This is a genomic window from Paraburkholderia terricola (assembly GCF_003330825.1).
GTDB lineage: Bacteria > Pseudomonadota > Gammaproteobacteria > Burkholderiales > Burkholderiaceae > Paraburkholderia > Paraburkholderia terricola.
Genome location: NZ_CP024942.1, coordinates 573,219 through 591,706, shown reverse-complemented (window position 1 = coordinate 591,706; position 18,488 = coordinate 573,219). Strand labels below are relative to the sequence as shown.

Genomic DNA, 18,488 nt, shown 5'->3' with positions numbered 1-18,488 from the left:
GCACACTAAAGAACGACACGACCTTGGCCTTTCAATCGACTTTTCCCTTCGAAACGTCCGCGGCGCGCGCGGACGCTTCGTCCTTGCTGCGGCTGTTGCCGGCCCACGAAGGACACTGGGACGAGTTGCGCGACGCGTCGGGCGCCTTGCGCGAACCGTGGCGGCAGTTCTTCGAGCGGCTGGGCGAAGACGGCATCGCGCGGCTCGACGATCACTGCGCGTCCATCGCGCAGCAGATCCGCGATAACGACATCAGCTACAACGTCTACGCGGACAACGGCGAGCCGCGGCCGTGGGCGCTCGATCTGCTGCCGTTCCTGATCAGCGAGGCCGAGTGGGCGCACATCGAGCGTGGCGTGACGCAGCGCGCGCATCTGCTCAATGCGATCGTCGCCGATATCTATGGGCCGCAGACCTTGCTCGAGCGCGGGCAGTTGCCGCCCGCGCTGGTGTTCGGTCATCCCGGCTATCTGCGCTCGGTGAAGGGCTATGCGCCGCCCGGCGGGCAATTCCTGCAAGTGGTGGCGGTCGATCTCGCGCGCATGCCCGGCGGCGACTGGACCGTGATGGCGCATCGCACCGAAGCGCCCTCCGGGCTCGGCTACGCGCTCGAAAACCGGCTGATCGTGTCGGCGCTGTTCGCCGATCCGTTTCGCGCGATGCGCGTGAGCCGCCTCGCGCCGACCTATTCGCAACTGATCGCGACGCTCGCGCAGGCGGCCCAGGCCACGATGCGGCACGATCATGACGGCGCCGAGACGTCGGCGCATATCGCCTTGCTCACGCCGGGGCCGTTCAGCGAAACTTACTTCGAGCACGTGTTTCTCGCGCGTTATCTGGGCGTCACGCTGGTGGAGGGCAAGGACCTCACGGTACGCGACGACATGCTCTATCTGAAGACGCTCGCCGGTCTCGAACGCGTGCACGTCGTGCTGCGCCGTCTGGACGATGCGTTCTGCGACCCGGTCGAACTGCGCGCCGATTCGAGCATCGGCGTGCCCGGCTTGTTGCAGGTGATGCGCGCGGGCAACGTGATCGTCTCCAACGTGCCGGGCTCGGGTTTTGTCGAATCGCCGGCCTTGCACGGGTTTCTGCCGGGCATCGCCGAAGTGCTGCTCGATGAGGATCTACTGCTGCCGAGCGTGGCGACCTGGTGGTGCGGCGAAGAGGCGGCGCGCGAACACGCGTTCGCGCGCCTGGACGAAGCGTTGATCGTGCCGACGTGGCCGCTCGCCGCGCGCGACGCGCCGCCCGGCATCGAGCACGGCAGGCAGCGGCTTTCGACGTGGCGCGAACGTATCGAAGCCATGCCTGACAACTACACGATCCAGCAGTCGCAACGTTTCTCCTGCACGCCGCGTTACGAGGAAGGCACCATTGGCCGCCGTCCGTCGGTGTTGCGCGTCTATGCGATCGCCGACGTGAACGGCGGCTGGCATGTGATGCCGGGCGGCTTCACGCGCATGGCCGCCGAGCGCCAGCCGACGGTCTCGATGCAATACGGCGGCAGCAGTGTCGATACGTGGGTGCTGTCGAGCCAGCCGACCTCGACCTTCACGCTGCTGCCTTCGCCGATGCAGCCCGCCGATCTCGCGCGCAAGCATCGCACCGTGTCGAGCCGCGCGGCGGAAAACCTCTACTGGGCCGGGCGTTACGGCGAGCGCGCGGAAAACAACGTGCGGCTGCTGCGGCTGATTCTCGGCTCGCTGGAAGGCAACGACGCCGACGCGATGTTCCCCACGCTCGTCGAGCTCGCGAATTACTGCGGGCTCGTGCAGTCCGGCGACATGTTCTCGCCGCATTCGCCGCAAGCTTTCGAGCGCGCGCTGGTCGCGAATCTGAGCGAGAGCACCGGCGCGTCGAGCATCGGGCAGAACCTGCAGTGCCAGGCGCGCTCGAATGGTGAAGTACGCGGGCGCTTGTCGAACGATCATTGGCGCACGATTCTCGCGTCGCGCAACGACTTCCGCGATGCGTTGCACATGCTGATGCCGGCGCCTGGTTTCAGCGGGGGCGCGTCGCAGGGCAATGGCAACGGGTCTAGCAACGGCTCCGGCAACGGACAGGGCAACGGCGGCCTGAATGGCCGCGGCGAACGCTACGATCGTTACGACCGCGTGACGCTGATGAATGCGCTCGAACATCTCTCGGTGCAGTTGTCGGCGATCAGCGGCGCGCAAGGCGATCGCATGACGCGCGACGAAGCCTGGCGTTTGCTGTTCGTCGGGCGGCATATCGAACGCGTGTCGGCGATGACGTCGTTTCTCCGCGTGGTCGCCGATAAAGGCCAACTCGCGACGCCCGCCGGTTTCGATCTGCTGCTGCAATTCTTCGACTGCACGCTGACGTATCGCTCGCTTTATCCAGGCCGTTTCGAAGTGCCGGCCCTGCTGGATCTGCTGGTGATCGAGCCGACCAATCCGCGCGGTATCTACGGCGTCTATGAGCGTTTGCGCAAGAAGCTCGATGAGATCGCGGTGGCGGCGGGCAGCGTGCGGCATCGTCCGTTCGCGGAACTGATGCCGCACGCCGCGTCGCTGCCGACGCTCGAAGCGCTGTGCGCAACCGATGAAAACGGCGCCTACGTCGATCTGATTGCAATGTGCGATCAGATCGGCGGTTTTGTCGGCGCCGCCGCGCATGAGATCAGCGCGCGCTATTTCAGTCACGCGAGTACGGTGGCGTCGCAGGTGTGGTCATGAAGCACACGCCGACCGTGCTGTCCGTCTCGCATCGCACGACCTACCATTACTCCACGTATGTGGAAACGGCGCAGCATCTCGCGACCATCCGGCCGATCGCGTGCGCCTGGCAACGCGTGGTCTCGCACGAGGAACGCATCGAGCCGGAACCGTCGTATCTGCATAGCCGGATCGACGCGTTCGGCAACGACGTGCTGTACTTCGCGCTCGATGCGCCGCACGAGCGGCTGCAACTCGTCAGCGAAACGACGGTGGCGCTCATGCCGCGCTGGACCGATCTCGATCCCGATGCGACGCCACCATGGGAAGACGTGGCCGACGCGCTGCGCTTTCGCGTGGGCGGGCAGTTCCGGCCCGAGGTCGAGTTCTGCTTCGCGTCGCCGAATATCGTGCCGCGGCCGTCGCTGCGCGCGTATGCGTTGCCGAGCTTTGCGCCTGGCACGCCGATCGCCGCGGGGGCGATCGATCTGATGCACCGGATTCACGAAGACTTCGCATACAAACCTTCGGCGACGATGTTCGACACGCCGGCCGAGCGCGCCTTCGAATTGAAGAGCGGCGTGTGCCAGGATTTCGCGCAGGTGATGATCGGCTGCTTGCGTTCGCTGGGTTTGCCGGCGCGCTATGTGAGCGGTTATCTGCGCAACGATCCGCCGCCTGGGCAGCCGCGTTTGATCGGCGCGGATGCGTCGCATGCGTGGGTGTCGGTGCATTGTCCCGAGAGCGGCTGGATCGATCTCGACCCCACCAACGACGTGCTCGCAGATAGGGATCACGTGACGCTCGCGATCGGCCGCGACTACAGCGACGTGTCCTTGCTGCGCGGGATGATTCTCGGCGGCGGCGCGCATCGGGTGGAAGTGGGCGTGACCGTTCTCGCGCTTTAGCCCTTCGCCGTATTTCATTTCGGTTCGGCAAGCCGCTTGTCCGCCGCTCGCGTGCCCGCGCATGTTCGCCAAAAAAGCGCCGCTTGCCGTTTTTGCAACACTGCAGTGCTGCAATTGAACTTGACGCTGTGCGTATGCACACCTACACTGCCGATCATGAACCGCCCCCTCTCTTACGACGAATGCAACTGTTTCGCGCTGCGCCAGGCGGCCCGGCGCGTCACGCAAATGTATGAGCGCCATCTTCGCCCGGTCGGGCTGACGGCCGCGCAGTTCACGATTCTCGCCAAGCTCGCGCGCAAGCCGAACCTGCCCATCGCGGATCTGGCGGACTCGATGGTGATGGAGCGCACCACGCTGGTCCGCGCCATGAAGCCGTTGCAGCGCGACGGCCTCGTCGCCGCCGAATCGGCGGAGCATGACGGCCGCACTTATCTGTTCAGCTTGACGGAGAAGGGCGAAGCCACTTTCGATCAGGCCGCCATTGCATGGCGCGCCGCGCAGGACGAATTCGAATCCAGGTTCGGGCGCGGGCGCGCCAAGGTGCTGCGCGCCGAATTATTCGGCATCACCGGTTAACAACGCACGCGTGTTCGCTTTGGCGAGCATCGTTGCATCCGTGTATGTGCATACGCACTTTGAGTGAGGGAAGCGCGCAATGGAAGGGCCATTCGACGACGACTGCTTTGCGATCCGTCAGGCCGCACGTCACGTATCGCAGCTTTACGACCGCCATCTGGCGAATGTCGGACTCACTATCACGCAGTTTTCGCTGCTGGGGCGCCTGAAGCGCGCCGGTCCGATGACGATGAAGCAATTGGCCGACACCATGCGCATGCAGCGCACTACGCTCGTTCGCACGATTCAGCCGCTGCGGCGCAACGGCCTGATAGCGAGCGAGGCGCTCGGCGCGGATGTGCGCACACTGTCCATTTCGCTCACCAGTGCAGGCGAAGAACTGTTACAAGCCGGACGTCAGCATTGGCATGCCGCGCAAGCCGAATTCGAGCACCGTTTCGGCGTGCAGCGCGCGGCGGCATTGCGCAGTGAACTGTTTGCAATCATTCGAGATTCAGTCTGAAGCTTCGTATCAGCTAACGCATGGTCGGCGCAATCCAACGCGCCGTTTTTTTTAACGTAACGAGTGCATACGCACACACCGACATCATGTCCACTACCCCTTCGACTATCGCGCCGTCCGGTGCGGCGCCCTCGGCCACATCGGCGCGGCGCAGACCCTGGATGCTTCTCGCGATCATCTCGGTGCTTGCCGTGCTGGCACTGGCGGCGTCGTACTGGTTCTTCGTCGGCCGCTTCGTGGAAACCACCGACGACGCCTACGTGGGCGGCGATGTCACCGTGATGGCGCCGAAGGTGAACGGATTCGTTACCGATGTACTCGTGCGTGACAATCAGTTCGTCCACGCAAACCAGGTGCTGATCCGGCTCGACGCGCGCGATTACGACGCCCGCCTCGCGCAAGCCAGCGCGGAAGTGCGCGGCGCGCAAGCGGCGGTCACCGAATTGCAGGCGAAGAAATCCTTGCAACTCGCGACGATCAACCAGCAGGCCGCCGAGGTTCGAGCCTCGGGCGCCGAGCTGACGCGCAGCGCCGCCGATCGCACGCGCTATCGCGAACTGGTGAAGGACGACGCGGTGTCGAGCCAGGTGGTCGAGCGGGCCGAGGCCGATCTGACGAAGGCGCATGCCGCGGTCGATCGCAGCGGCGCGGCGCTGATCGCGGCGCAGCGTCAGATTGCCGTGCTCGACGCGCAGATCGGCGACGCCGAGGCGCGTATCGCCACCACGCAAGCGGCACAGCGAGTCGCGGCATTGAACGTGGAGTACACGACGATCCGCTCGCCGATCGACGGTTATGTCGGCAACCGCACCGCGCGCGTCGGCCTGCTGGCGAACACGGGCGTGTCGCTCTTGACGATCGTGCCCGCGAGCGGACTGTGGATCGACGCCAACTTCAAGGAAGACCAACTGAAGAAGATGCACGTCGGCGATCGCGTCGACGTCGCTCTGGACGCGTCGAGCCAGCGGATCCGCGGCGTGGTGGAGAGCCTTGCGCCGGCCACCGGCGCGACCTTCAGTGTGCTGCCCGCCGAAAACGCCACCGGCAACTTCACGAAGATCGTGCAGCGCGTGCCGGTTCGCATCCGCCTCGACGTGCCCCGCAACGTGCAGGGCGTGCTGCGGCCCGGCCTCTCGGCAACGGTGAAAGTACATGTCGACGCGCCGGCACGCGGATAAAGCGATCATGACTCAACCCCTCGCCAATCCCGCCGACCAGCCGATGCGCACCAAGGTTTTCGCGTTCGCGCTCATGTGTCTCGGCTTTTTCATGGCGACGCTCGATATCCAGATCGTCGCGTCGTCCCTCAAGGACATCGGCGGCGGATTGTCCGCGAGTCAGGACGAACTCTCGTGGGTGCAGACGTCGTATCTGATTGCCGAGATTCTCGTGATTCCGATGTCCGGCTGGCTCACGCGCGTGTTCTCGACGCGCTGGCTGTTCGCCTTTTCCGCACTCGGCTTCACGATCACCAGCATGCTGTGCGGCCTCGCATGGGACATCAACTCGATGATCCTGTTTCGCGGCTTGCAAGGCGCGCTCGGGGCCGCGATGATCCCGACCGTGTTCACCACGGCGTTCGTGTTGTTCCCCGGCAAACAGCGGCTGATCGCGGCCACCACCATCGGTGCGTTGGCTTCGCTCGCGCCGACCATCGGGCCGGTGATAGGCGGCTGGATCACGTCGCAATGGTCGTGGCATTGGCTGTTCTATCTGAACCTCGTGCCGGGCATCGCCGTCACGCTGATGGTGCCGAAATACGTTCACGTCGACAACGTCGATCTGTCGCTGCTGAAAAAAGGCGACTACCTCGGCATCCTGCTGATGTCCGGCTTTCTCGGCTGCCTCGAATATGTGCTCGAAGAGGGTCCGCGCAAGAACTGGTTCGGCGACGACGTCATCATTCTATGCACGTGGGTGTCGGCCATTTGCGGCTTCTTGTTCCTCGTGCATGCGTTCACCGCGAAAGAGCCGATCGTCGATTTGCGTGCGTTGGCGGTTCGCAACTTCGGTATCGGCAGTTTGCTGTCGTTCATCACGGGCATTGGCATCTTCTGCACGGTGTTCCTCACGCCGTTGTTTTTGTCGCGCGTGCGTGGCTTCGATTCGTTGCAGATCGGCCTGGCGTTGCTGTCGGTCGGTTGTTTCCAGTTGATCGCGCTGGCCGCGTATTCGACGCTGGCGCGGATTGTCGACATGCGCCTGCTGATGGTGTTCGGCCTCGTGCTGTTCGGCGCCGGCTGTTATCTCTACGTGCCGTTGACCAATCAATGGGGCTGGCAGGAACTGCTGATCCCGCAGGCGTTGCGCGGCATCGGTCAGCAGTTCAGCATCGCGCCCATCGTGACGATGGCGCTCGGCTCGTTGCCGCCGTCGCGGCTTCGCTCGGCGAGCGGCCTGTTCAATTTGATGCGCAATCTCGGCGGCGCCATCGGCATCGCGGTGAGCAGCACGATGCTCAACGACCGCCTGAATCTGCATTACGAGCGGCTCGATGAACATTTGAACGCGGGCCGCCCGCTGGTCGAATCGATCTTGCGGCAGCAGAGCGCGCATTTCGCGGCGGTTGGCGGAAACGTGCTGAATGCGGCCAACGCGGGGCTCAGCGAGTTGCATTCGCTGCTGATGCGCGAGGCGCTCGTGCTGACGTTCTCCGACACGTTTCTCGCCGTGTCGCTATGTTTTGCGGTCGGTTTGCTGAGCGTGCTGTTCTCGCGGCCGTTCGGCCATAATGCGCCGCCGCCCGATGCCCATTGAGGAATTGAACATGAAACCGATCATCATCAAGGTACTGGCGAGCGCCGCGCTGCTGACGCTCGCGGCGTGCGCGGTGCAACCGGAAACGCACGCGGATTTGCCGAAAACGGTTGAAACCGTCGCTCCGGCCGCGTGGAGCGTCGATGCGCCGCAAGACAGCGTGAGCGCCGACACATGGTGGACGCAATTCGGCGACCCCGTCCTGCATCAACTGGTCGAATCCGTATTGACCGGCAACCTCGACGTGCAGGCGGCAGCGGAGCGCGTGAAGCAGGCGCAGAACCTCGTGACGCAGGATCGCGCGGCGTTGATGCCGGAGTTGAACGCAAGCGCGAGCGCTTCCGATTCGCGCCAGAACACGCCGCCGCCGCTCGGTTATGTACGCCAGGCCGGCTTCGGTTTGGCGGCGAGCTGGACGCCGGATGTATTCGGCGGCGAACGTCTCGCGGTGCTCGCGGCGCAGGCGCAGGTGTCGGGACGTCAGTCCGCCTTGAATCAGTTGCGCCTCGCGCTCGCGGCGAACACGGCAGCGGCATATGTCGATCTGCGTTGGGCGCAATCGCAACTGCGGATTCTCAGCGAGAACGAGCAGATCCGTGCCCGCGCGTTGAAGCTCACGCAGCAGCGTCTGCGATACGGCTTGTCGACGCAACTCGACGTCGCGCGCGCGCAGAACCAGCTAAAGGATTTGCAGGCGCGGATTCCACGCATGCAATCGACGGTGCAGCATCAACTGAGTTTAATCGCGGTGTATTCGGGGCGCACGCCCGAGAGTGTGGATGGTTTGACGCTCGCCGATGCTCGCGATATTCCGGTGCCCTCGCAAGGCGTGCCGCGGGTGTTGCCGTCCGAAGCACTCCTGCAGCGCCCCGACGTTCGCAATGCGTATGCGGCTGTCGAACAGCGCGCGGCGGAAGTGGGCGTGTCGAAAGCGCAGCGCTATCCGCAGTTCAGGCTCAATCTCGCCGACGGCTTGTTGGCGTCGTCCTATCTCGGCCTGCCGACGCTCACCGACAATCTCTTTAGCGCCGCATTGAACGCGACGAGTCCGATCTTCAACGCGGGCCGCATTACCGCGAACATCGACGCGAGCGAAAGCCGCATGCGCGAATCGCAACTCGGCTTGCAGCAGACCATGTTGCAAGCGCTCAAGGAGATCGAGGACAACCGCAGCGATCTGGTGAACGGCGCCGTACAGGTGGAGCGTCTTGGCGGCGCGCTCGATGCATCGAACCAGGCGCTGCGTTTGTCGAGTGAACTGTACAAGGGCGGGGCATCGAGTTTCCTCGACGTGCTCGCGGCGCAAGAGGCGTATCTGCGCGACGCGGAATCGTTGAATCAGGCGAGGCGCGAGCATGCGCTCGCGGCCGTGGCGTTGTACCGGTCGCTCGGCGGCGGCTGGGATGCGCGTGAAACCGTCACGACGGTATCGTCGGAAAACTGACGATCTCCGCGGTCGTGGTTCTTGCGGCGTTGAGCGCGGCTCCTCGTCGGAGCGGTTCGGGAATACAATCGCGACAATTGCGGGCGAAGATGCGTCGACCACCGTCAGGGCCGATATTGAAGGAACCCGCATAGACGGAGGAGATTGCCGTATGCGTTACCGGTGTGCGGCTCGCCTCCACATCCAGTGGAAACTGACAGGAGATTTGCGATGACAATTCAGAAGATCACGCCTTTTCTCTGGTACGCCAACGAAGCCGAGGAGGCCGCTGCTTTCTATGCGAATATCTTTCCGGATTCGCGCGTCGTTCGAGTCACCGGGGTGCCGAGCGCTGGCTCGACGAAGGTTGTCGAGTTCGTTCTCTTCGGGCAGCCTTTCATCGCCATGAGCGCCGGGCGACTCGACCCGTTCAACCACGCGATATCGCTTATGGTCAACTGCAATGATCAGGCGGAACTCGATCGCTATTGGAACGCGCTTCTAGAGGGCGGCGGTGTGCCCGAGGAGTGCGGCTGGCTGAAAGACCGCTTCGGCGTTTCGTGGCAGATCGTGCCTAACGATCTCGTTCAGATGATGGCTGATCCCGATCCGGTCAAGGCCAAGCGTGTTGCCGACGTCATGTTGACCATGGTGAAGTTCGACGTTGCGGCGCTGAAAGCCGCGTATGCGGGAACGACAGGTTAGGGGCGACGTTTCATCTCCTACGTGTTTGCAAATTCCTTGTCAGTGTCGAGCGATCGTGATGGTTCGTGCGCTCGACACGGATGCCCCGCTTGAGCTCATGTCAAAGCCCGAGACAAACCGCCCCGGCCGCGACGATCATGCAAGCGATCCAGCGCTTTGCACTTACCGCTTCACGTAAAAACACTCGCCCGATCAGCACCGCGAATACCACGCTGGTCTCGCGCAACGCCGATATCGTTCCCGTCGCGCCCGACTGCAGCGCCCATATCACGATGCCGTACGCCGCGATGGACACCAGGCCGCCGACGAGCGATGAGCCGATCGACACTGGCGCGGACCGTACCGGCGGCCACAGCGCCGTGACCCCACGCAGCGCGACGAACAGTAGCGGCATCAGCCAATAGAACAGGAACATCCATGCGGTGTAGGCGAGCGCCTCGCCACCGGACAAGCGCACGCCGATGCTGTCGATCACGGTATAGACGGCGATGGTCGCGCCGGTGGTCAGCGCGGCCCGCAAACCTGCTCGCGATACATGAAACCGCTCCAGCGCGATCGCGATGATGCCGCCCGATATCATCAAGATGCCAAGTACCTGCGAGGGGCGAATCACCTCATGCGCGAAGAGCGCCGCGCCGAGCGTAACGAGCAGCGGCGATGAGCCGCGCGCGATCGGATACGCTTGTGCCAGGTCGTTGCGGCGGTACGACCGCACGAGGGTCACGTTGTAGACGATATGCACGATCCCCGATGCGACGATGTACGGCCAGGCCGCGCTGGCCGGCAATGGCGTGAACAGGATCACCAGCGTGGAGACCGCTGCGATGGCGATGCTCATCCATGTCATGGACAGGAACCGGTCTTCGTTGCCATGCAGCATCGCGTTCCAGCTCGCGTGGAGCAGGGCGGCGAGAAGGACGAGACCGCCGGTGTAACTGAGCATGCGGGGTTCCGGGGAAGCTGTGTTGCAAGGAGAATATCTATCTTGTTGCCGATCGACAAACCAGATAAATTGCCTGTTCGAGTTAGAGAAACTATTTCGAATGAAGCGGGCATTGCCTCCACTCAACGCACTGCGCGCCTTCGAGGCCGCTGGCCGGCTCGGCAGTTTCAAGGAAGCCGCTGCGGAATTGCACGTCACGCATGGTGCGGTGAGCCAGCACGTGCGGCTGCTCGAGGCGTGGCTCGGCGCATCGTTATTCGAACGGCACAACCGGCGCGTGTTGCTGACGCCAGCGGCAAAGGCCTACCTCGCGGAAATCGGTCCTCTGTTCGAGCAGCTCTCGCAGGCAACCTCAAGATATGGTTTTCCGGAAACCGTCTCGCGGACACTGTCGGTGAATGCGCCTGCGACATTTACGTTGCGCTGGCTGGTGCCGAGACTGGCGCAATTCCGCGCCGAGTATCCCGACGTGGATGTCAAAGTGGAGACGTCGAACGAGTCGGTGGAGAGCCTGGCCGAGACCTTTGACATCGTCATCCGGGGCGGCCCCGACACGTTCTATGGCTACTCGATGCGACTCTTCCTCGCTGAGGAAAGGCTGCCGGTTTGTAGTCCCGCGCTCTTGCATCGACTGCCGCTTCGGGTGCCGGACGATATGCGGCAGCATACGTTGCTGCACACGTCGAGTCTGCCGCGACTCTGGCCGGACTGGCTGACGCGGGCGGGGATTCCTGAACTGCGGCCGGCGGCCACGCTGACCTTCGATCACTTCTATCTGACCTTGCAGGCCGCCATCGAGGGGATAGGCGTTGCGATGGGACCGACTGCGCTGGTATCCGACGATCTCGCGGCTGGCCGGCTTGTCACGCCGTTCTCCGGTCCTCGTCTGCCGTCCCGAAGCTATTGCACTTATGTTCCGGATGGGAAGTCCGGCGATGAACTGGTTGTGCTGTTTCGATCGTGGATCGAGCGTGAGGGGATGGGTTCATTGGCGGAGACGGGTCCTCGGGGGTGAGGTCGCGGAGTGCTGTTGGAGCGGGGCAATTGCGAATGGGGTGGGTGCGGGGGTGGGGTTTTGGTTGGTGGTTTGATTCGACGCACGGCTGAGTCGTCGGCGGTTTGCTGATAGGTGATACGGAGGTGATCCGGGCCCTCGGGTCGCTTGCCGTCGATCGATGAAGGGCGGGGATCTGCCGTGAGGCGTTGGCTGCCAGATGGACGTTCGTGCGGCCGCTTCGCGCCATGAACAGCCGTTCGACCGCCAGCGATGTGAGGCATGTCGTCGGCTATTGCGGTCATTGGTCCGATCCTCGGCCAAGGGGCGACTCTGCGATCGTTGGACTGCATGTCAGTTCGAGTGACAGCCTTACGCCCTGTCAGAGGACGGCACCCGACCCCGAACAGCCGCTCCTATTAACTCAGACGCATGACGGTTTGAGCTCAAATGGATACGGCAAACTCAATGAGATACCTTTCATCTATGATCTCGGTCAACTCAACGGTTTTGAAGTTCACACGCAGGGGGGGCGGCTCAATTCGATTGCTTCAATAGTCTTGCTTCGTAGTCTTCTTTGCTTGCCAAAGCCTAAACCTCCTGTTATCAGTTCTTAGCCCAACAAGAACGGATTTGACGCCGCTTGAGGGGTCGTAGTCACGCGACGAGCGGTACTTCCACAGCGTCACCGTGAAAACAAGTCGCCGGTCGAGGGCGGACAATGTTGCGTCAAGCCAATCGGGCGAAGCCCATAGAATCGCGCCATCATCCTGATGGCGATGTCCGCTGTGATCGGGATCGGGCCTCCAACTACCTCAAACCTGGCTTCTCAGAGCGAGACGTCCATCTGTCTCACGCCAATCATCGCAGTTTGGCTCATTCGCCAACTCTAGGCTCTTCGTCAGGGTGATCCCAAGACGCGGTCGCCCACCCGGCCCCTTCGCCGCGATCTCGTCACCCACATCTATACCGAGACTGCGGGTCTCCGGAGCCCACACCAATGGAGCGAAAGGGCTCTCTTGGCGATAGCGGTGGTCGTAGTACCCCTCGTCCCAAAACTCCGGTAACCAAAGCTCATGGCTGGGCCGCTTGGCGAATGCCATACAGCGACCTATGGAACCCTTTCGCTCCGTCAGCGCCGACGTGATCCGTACGTTCACGCCGTCAGGCGATGACCAGCATCCATATAGCGGAAGCAGTGCATCAGCGGCGGTCTCCACAAAGCCCAATTTCCGCAGCACTTCATTTTGATCCTGTAGCGTTTCCTGCTGGCCGATTCTCTCACCTAACAGACCTTCTTTCGCCTGCCGAGGGACGGAATCCTTCCGGTCGGACAACCACGAACCATCATCGAACGTGAGGTCGTAGCGATCACGCCACTTCAGCCAAGGTGAGTCGCCTCGGGTCTCGTAGCTCCGAACGACCACGGGCAGTGTCTTTGACAGTCTACTGGCAGCGCTAAGCAATGCGTGTCTTTGAATATGCTCCCGATAGGTTTCGTACCGGTCGCTCTGGTCCCGCTGGTACCGCTCACGGCCGGGAAAATAATCTAGCGAGGTGGCATCGGGCCATCGGCGCGTAATCTCTGCCGCAATTGCGTCTTCGACCGTTGCCTGTGCGACATTGAACAGATGAGCCAGGGTGCTGATCTCGATTTTTGCAAACTCATAATCGAAGCGAAAATCCGATGTCGGTTTCGCCGCACTCGGGTAGACGTCGCTGATGACAATGCCGCACTGAGGCCGGTTGATCTCATCAAGCAACGCCTCCAACTCTGCGTCGCGCCGTTCCCCGTTGCTAATGTGACCCAGACATCTAGCGATATGGACTTTTTCTATGACGTGCAGGTCGTCTCGTCCGGAGAGAGCAAGCAGCTTGGGCCGAAGGGCACCCATGGCTTGTCCATGGTGCAAAGCGGCTCGCGCCAACCCCATCAGCAACCACTGCCGGGAATTTTGGAAAGAAAGCTTCTTATCCGCCGACGCTAGGGTCGCGACTTCTGTTTGATCGAAACGGTCAAGCAATAGCGCTAGGTCGTCGTTGAGCCCCAACTCGACAAGCGTCTTCAGTCCCCTCGCGACCGACCAGCGGACATAGGCATCGTCCTCGCCAAGGAGGTGCCACGTGACGTCTGAAATCAACTCCGCGTCGTTTCCCGCGATTTCCTGTTCAGGGCGGAATGGTCCCTCTCCGATCTCGTCGGCGATGCGAGCGGCCGGACCGGAAAGTAGCAACTCCAACGCGTCGAGACCGGCTCGTCCTGAGGTTACATCGCATAACACGGTGGCCAGTTGAAGCCACTCATCACCGTCGAGTTCGACTTCATCCTCTGCGACCTTGCGGAGGACGAGCTGTAGCACGAAGGCCTTGTCATTGCAGAGATCCGACAGTCGGCGGATATCGCGCGCGATACTGGAAAATTGACCTTCGAACAGTTCGGCGCTCTTGCACTCAAACAGTCGCTCAACCAGCGTTTTCGCCTTGGAGATTAGGTGCGTGGATGAATTGTTCCAAGCAGCGAAACACTCGGCTAGGATTTCCAATGATTGAGTGAGGCTCAGCTGGGACGCGGAGCAGATCGCGGACAAAAAGTTCAAACGCTCGGGGTACGGGCACGCAGCACGCAATCCGGCGATAAATTGCTGTCGAGCAGAGTAGCGAAGATTATTGTCTGCAGCGATGGCCTTCAGACTTTCGTCAATCGAAGTTGCTGAGGCCAGATCGCAGCGAGACCAACGCGGCGATGGCGCTGTCAATATCCTCTTTGCTTGGCTTTAGGGTTTGAGTAGTCAGGAAGGCCGGCGACGAGTTATTGCGACTGTTAGACTCATCCTGCTTGCGCTTAGCCTCTGCCCTGAGCCGTTCGATCTCCTCCCGCTCTTCGGTGGTGATTGCGTTTGGGTACAGATTACCCGTCGTCTCCAGGAAGCCTTCCCAAAGAGACGGCCAAGCACCGAACGGGTACTCAGCGCGCAGTTTTGTGATGATCGCCAAGAAGATCCGCCTCTGGTCCGCAGGCCGGGACATTTTCAGCAAGTCGGCGACCCCATCGCCGGTACGCCAGTCCCACCAGCCGTGCTCCTCACAAATTGTGAGAACAAAGGCGGTACGGCGTGGATCGAGATTTCCATTCTTTGCCAGAAAGCATGCAAGCTGCGGCAATCCGTAGGACAGGTCTGCAACGTCTTGGTCATACCAACGCACGAGCTTGGCTATTGCCGGAAAACCAATGGAGTTGGCTGCGGCATGCGCGAACAACGTCCATCCGAACTTTCTTGGTTCGTTTCGCACGATGGTTTGGCAAAGGTTCATTAGCCGTTGCGCCAGTGCGGGTCTTAAAAAACCACCTTGCTGAGCGCTTGCAAAATGAAGCAGTGAGTAGATCTGCTCGTAGCTTTCTCCACCTATCTGGTCCAGCTCGGCCAGACCTTGCCGATAATACTCACGGGCCTCATCGATACTCATGGGCACAAGAGAAGCAGCGAGTTTTACGTAGGAGTCGCCGCGTCCTCCGATATTGTCATCCTGACGGATTTGTTCCGCGACGTGGCGTGCGAATTCGCCCGCAAGCTCATGGAGGACCGGTCGCTTAACAAGCAGCGCCAACACTTCGATCTTCTCTGGAACGAAGAATCGTCCGGCGGAAATCAGACCAATCAATGTCTTGGCCTGGTCGGCCGAGATATTGGACGCGTGGTTCAGCACAATGCAGGCACAACCGAGCCCAACGGTACGGACTAGCGAATCCGCTGCGCTTTCAGCTCTCCAGTGCACGCCCTCGCGCAAATGTCTGCTCCAGACATTTACGAAGTCGGTGACACTCGCATCTGAGAGAGGATTACCAGAGAGGACAGCATCTTCGATTGGCTTGGTTAGCTTGCGCGCAAGCTCGATGCCTTCGCTGATGTCCTTACGTTCTCGGTCGTTGAATTTCGCCCTGAGTTGCTTTTTGCCTCCACCCTTGGCATTGCCGCCGGACGCCGGTTCGCGGAGTTCCTTCAGAAACGTCACCAGCGCTGCCCGAGTCGTGACAGCCTTTGCCTGCTTGGTAAGCTTTATTCCGTCCGGGAGTAAGTCACGATAGGCAACCGGCCTTCCAGCAGACCAGGCGCGAATACAGGCTCGGAGGATTGGAGACCAAGCTCTCGAGGGACCGTAACGCTCGCCGTAGTCATAAGCCGACGGACGGGTACGTGGCACACGGCGAATGATCGCGGCGGCGGCAGCTCGCGAGCTGTGGAAGAGCGTTGTCAATGCCGCCAACTCGATGGCATCGTTACTCCCACGCTCGGCGTCGGAGGAGAAGCTTTCATCCTCATCGTCTTCGTCGGGTGCGGGCTTAGCAATCGCCTTCGCGAGCACCTTCACCTGCTTTTTACTGAGATAGCGAGAATACGAGAGAAGCCGCAGCTTGAGCGCTTGAGATGCGCAGTGGTCGCTTACCGCAAACGACACCAAATCCAAGAGCGCCGCTGTGCCGTTTGCTTGGTCAAACAGCGCTAGCAATTTCAAAAGTTCACAACTGGCGGACAGCGAGAAGCGATCACTCCAGCGAGCGAGATTGCGATCGACGATGCTGAACTCGCCTTCGGCGGCATGTTGGAATAGCACCGCTGCATAGTCGTCAACCCCAGGACCGGCGCGGTCGCGATGTATCTCGTCATGCGGCTGCGCTGTATGCCAGTTAATCCACCGAACTGTGCTCTCGCACTGAATTTGTGCTTCTTCGGCATCCCCTGCAAATCGATGTGCGACCGTCAGTCGCGCACTTCTAGCACCGCGCCACCCTGAGCGGTCCGAGACAAGGCGGCGATAGGAGTCAGCGTCACCGAGTACGATCGCCAGAGCAGGCCAGCCTCGAATAAACTCGTCTCCTCGCATGTTGGCTGTTGCGGCCTGAGATAGCCGCATGCTGAGGGCAAGCACCCGATCGAAGTCATCTTCTGATACCGCCAATCGAAAGGCCGCACGAAGTCGTGCAAGCGTTAGCCTACGGCGGCCGAACTCCGACTGAACCGTTGTTGGGAAGCCGGTTGAATCGGCGAGCGCGAATGCTCGATCGCTATCTTTGATAACGACTAGAAAGTGTGGCAGTGCTTCGGCGGCATAGGTTGATGTTGCCTGCGAAGACAAAAGGCGGTCGGCAATGGCACTTTGAGCCATTGGTCGATCAGAGTATGTCTCCCGAACATATGTCTCCGTGGGCTCGTCTCTGAAAATCGCACCGTGCGACGTGATCTCGAGCATTGGAGCCAAATCCGATGCTGCAGTATTCACCTGAGGCGCAGACCACCCGAGCGCGTTTGCCAGTTCCTCTAGCGGAATCGGCGGAGGAAGGAGTGACAGCGCGACGAAGAACTCGGTTACCTCTGAATCCGGCCATCCTGCAACATGAAGATCCGAGACAATCTTGGTGCAACGCTGAGCGATGATTTCGCGGACAGTGATAGGGGTAGCCGAAGTTTTGCCGAGGACATTTGTGTCCCAGGTCTGAACAACGTAGTCGAGTACACGCGCGTTCCGACCAGAGCGCGCTAAGGCGGTAGCGATCTCCAGGCCGGAAGCACTTGGCTTGCGATCTTTCAGAAATTCACGTGCCTCCGAATCGGTGAATGGTCCTAGCTCGATTTCATTCACTGTGGCGCGACCAATAACCTTGTCTTTGCGGTGCGTGCGCGCCGTAAGCAGCAACATCACGCCATCGATCGGATCTTCATCGATAGCTGAGAGAAGAAGCTTTGGAAATGCTGTTTCGTGGCGGTCATCGGCTTCGAGCTGGGCGTTATCCGCAGCATCGACAATGATAAGCAAATCAAGCTTTTTCGATTGAGTTCGGATCGCGGCCGCAGCTTGTGCAAGTCGTCTACGCGCCGCTTTGATAATTTTGCGATTGTCATCGCCGCCTGGCAGCATCGGGTCACATAGTGTCCGCGATGACAGCTCGTTGACGATCTGCACCAGCCCAATTCTCGGGAGGTGCCGAGAATGATTGTCCGAGCGGTATGAGCCACCACCGAAGCAGTCAAAAACGACGACCTCAAATTCGTTCGCCATCCTCTCAGCGAGGCTTTGGATAAACACGGTTTTGCCCACCCCACCCTCGGCGTGGACGAGGACGGGTAGATTCGACGCCTTGACCAAATCCCCGACTTTCGAAATTTCAGCTCGCTCAACGACGGCACCCACGTCGATGAAGCGGGTGTCGGCCGGAAAAAGATTCTCTGGCTCGCAATCGAGGGCATCCAAGACATCTTCGCGGCGGATCAGGTTCTTGCCCTGACCGCTTGGGCCCGCCTTCTTCAGGACGAGATCCTGGAGCCCGTGAAGCCGGAGCCTGGCCTCTGAATCCGCGCCGGCAGACCAGTCGGTGAGTGTTCTCCTGAGCGCATTGTCTTGACCGGCAAGGCTCTTCTCTCCGGCTCGAAATACTATCCTCGAGAAGAGGCGGCTTGCGTCAGATAGGCCGCGATCGGCACACCACTTCTTGATGTTTCGAGCCTGAGTGGCTGAGCCGGGAGCTGAAGGCGTCGTTCCCTCGATGAGGGACTGTATCGCGTCCCAAAGACTGTCCGTGAATTCAGAATTCGTGACGAAGATGAACGACACCTTGTTGTCGACGTCGGCTGCTGAAAACTCCTTTTCGTAGCCGAGGATCGTGTCGGAGAACTTCTCGACCGTCTTTTTTAGATAAGCTGCTGTGACAGCCTCTTCGCGAAGCTTGTATTTGAATTGAACGGTCTCGAGCCGCTCGCAGGTCTGAAAATTGTCTCCGCGGCCATAATAGAGGATGAGGTCAGCTATCTCTTCGGCCCGAGCTCCGGGGCTCGCAGTCTCGGTCGATGAAATCCCCTCTACGGCGATCGCAAATAGATTGTCATTCGGGAAGACCAACTGCAGCGCTCGCCTGGCGGCCCACCGCTCGTGGAATGTGTGGCCGGCGCGAGATGCGCGAACGTTATCGATGTCTGCGTCAATATTCGGCATTTTTCTTACTTG

At 61.0% G+C, this 18,488-nt stretch carries 12 protein-coding genes; 9 read left to right on the top strand and 3 right to left on the bottom strand.

The window, feature by feature from the left end:
• Positions 1–23: 23 nt before the first annotated feature.
• The 8 genes from CUJ90_RS21150 (at position 24) to CUJ90_RS21115 (ending at position 9,555) form a co-directional block, all read left to right on the top strand.
• Positions 24–2,702, top strand: a complete 2,679-nt coding sequence (locus CUJ90_RS21150; protein WP_114163853.1) for a circularly permuted type 2 ATP-grasp protein — start codon at positions 24–26, stop codon at positions 2,700–2,702.
• A complete protein-coding gene (locus CUJ90_RS21145) occupies positions 2,699–3,589 on the top strand; it encodes a transglutaminase family protein (protein WP_073430846.1) in 891 nt (296 codons plus the stop codon). The genes CUJ90_RS21150 and CUJ90_RS21145 overlap by 4 nt, the downstream gene beginning before the upstream one ends.
• Before the next feature lie 156 nt (positions 3,590–3,745).
• Positions 3,746–4,168: a MarR family winged helix-turn-helix transcriptional regulator gene (locus tag CUJ90_RS21140; RefSeq protein WP_083082621.1), complete on the top strand. Its 423-nt coding sequence runs from the start codon at positions 3,746–3,748 to the stop codon at positions 4,166–4,168.
• A 79-nt stretch (positions 4,169–4,247) separates the two neighbouring features.
• Complete coding sequence (locus CUJ90_RS21135; RefSeq protein ID WP_083082620.1) at positions 4,248–4,670, top strand: MarR family winged helix-turn-helix transcriptional regulator; 423 nt, start codon at positions 4,248–4,250, stop codon at positions 4,668–4,670.
• 86 nt (positions 4,671–4,756) lie between these two features.
• Positions 4,757–5,848, top strand: a complete 1,092-nt coding sequence (locus CUJ90_RS21130) for an HlyD family secretion protein (protein ID WP_208645281.1) — start codon at positions 4,757–4,759, stop codon at positions 5,846–5,848.
• A gap of 7 nt (positions 5,849–5,855) precedes the next feature.
• The gene (locus CUJ90_RS21125) at positions 5,856–7,427 is read left to right on the top strand and encodes a DHA2 family efflux MFS transporter permease subunit (RefSeq protein ID WP_114164672.1); all 1,572 of its coding nucleotides are present in this window, start codon (positions 5,856–5,858) and stop codon (positions 7,425–7,427) included.
• Positions 7,428–7,437: 10 nt separating this feature from the next.
• On the top strand, positions 7,438–8,871 hold the full coding sequence (locus CUJ90_RS21120; protein WP_114164673.1) for an efflux transporter outer membrane subunit: 1,434 nt from the start codon (positions 7,438–7,440) through the stop codon (positions 8,869–8,871).
• Positions 8,872–9,081: 210 nt separating this feature from the next.
• Positions 9,082–9,555, top strand: a complete 474-nt coding sequence (locus CUJ90_RS21115) for a VOC family protein (RefSeq protein ID WP_114163851.1) — start codon at positions 9,082–9,084, stop codon at positions 9,553–9,555.
• Between the two features lie 100 nt (positions 9,556–9,655).
• Here the strand turns inward: CUJ90_RS21115 and CUJ90_RS21110 are convergent, their stop codons facing one another.
• Positions 9,656–10,498 carry a DMT family transporter gene (locus tag CUJ90_RS21110; RefSeq protein ID WP_114163850.1) on the bottom strand — a complete coding sequence of 281 codons (843 nt, stop codon included), beginning with the start codon at positions 10,496–10,498 and terminating at the stop codon, positions 9,656–9,658.
• Between the two features lie 100 nt (positions 10,499–10,598).
• Here CUJ90_RS21110 and gcvA point away from each other — a divergent pair, with 100 nt between their 5' ends.
• Complete coding sequence (gene gcvA, locus CUJ90_RS21105; protein WP_114163849.1) at positions 10,599–11,513, top strand: transcriptional regulator GcvA; 915 nt, start codon at positions 10,599–10,601, stop codon at positions 11,511–11,513.
• Between the two features lie 794 nt (positions 11,514–12,307).
• Here the strand turns inward: gcvA and CUJ90_RS33040 are convergent.
• A complete protein-coding gene (locus tag CUJ90_RS33040; RefSeq protein ID WP_208645280.1) occupies positions 12,308–14,248 on the bottom strand; it encodes a hypothetical protein in 1,941 nt (646 codons plus the stop codon).
• Positions 14,190–18,476: an NACHT domain-containing protein gene (locus tag CUJ90_RS21100; protein ID WP_208645279.1), complete on the bottom strand. Its 4,287-nt coding sequence runs from the start codon at positions 18,474–18,476 to the stop codon at positions 14,190–14,192. The genes CUJ90_RS33040 and CUJ90_RS21100 overlap by 59 nt, the downstream gene beginning before the upstream one ends.
• Positions 18,477–18,488: the final 12 nt, after the last annotated feature.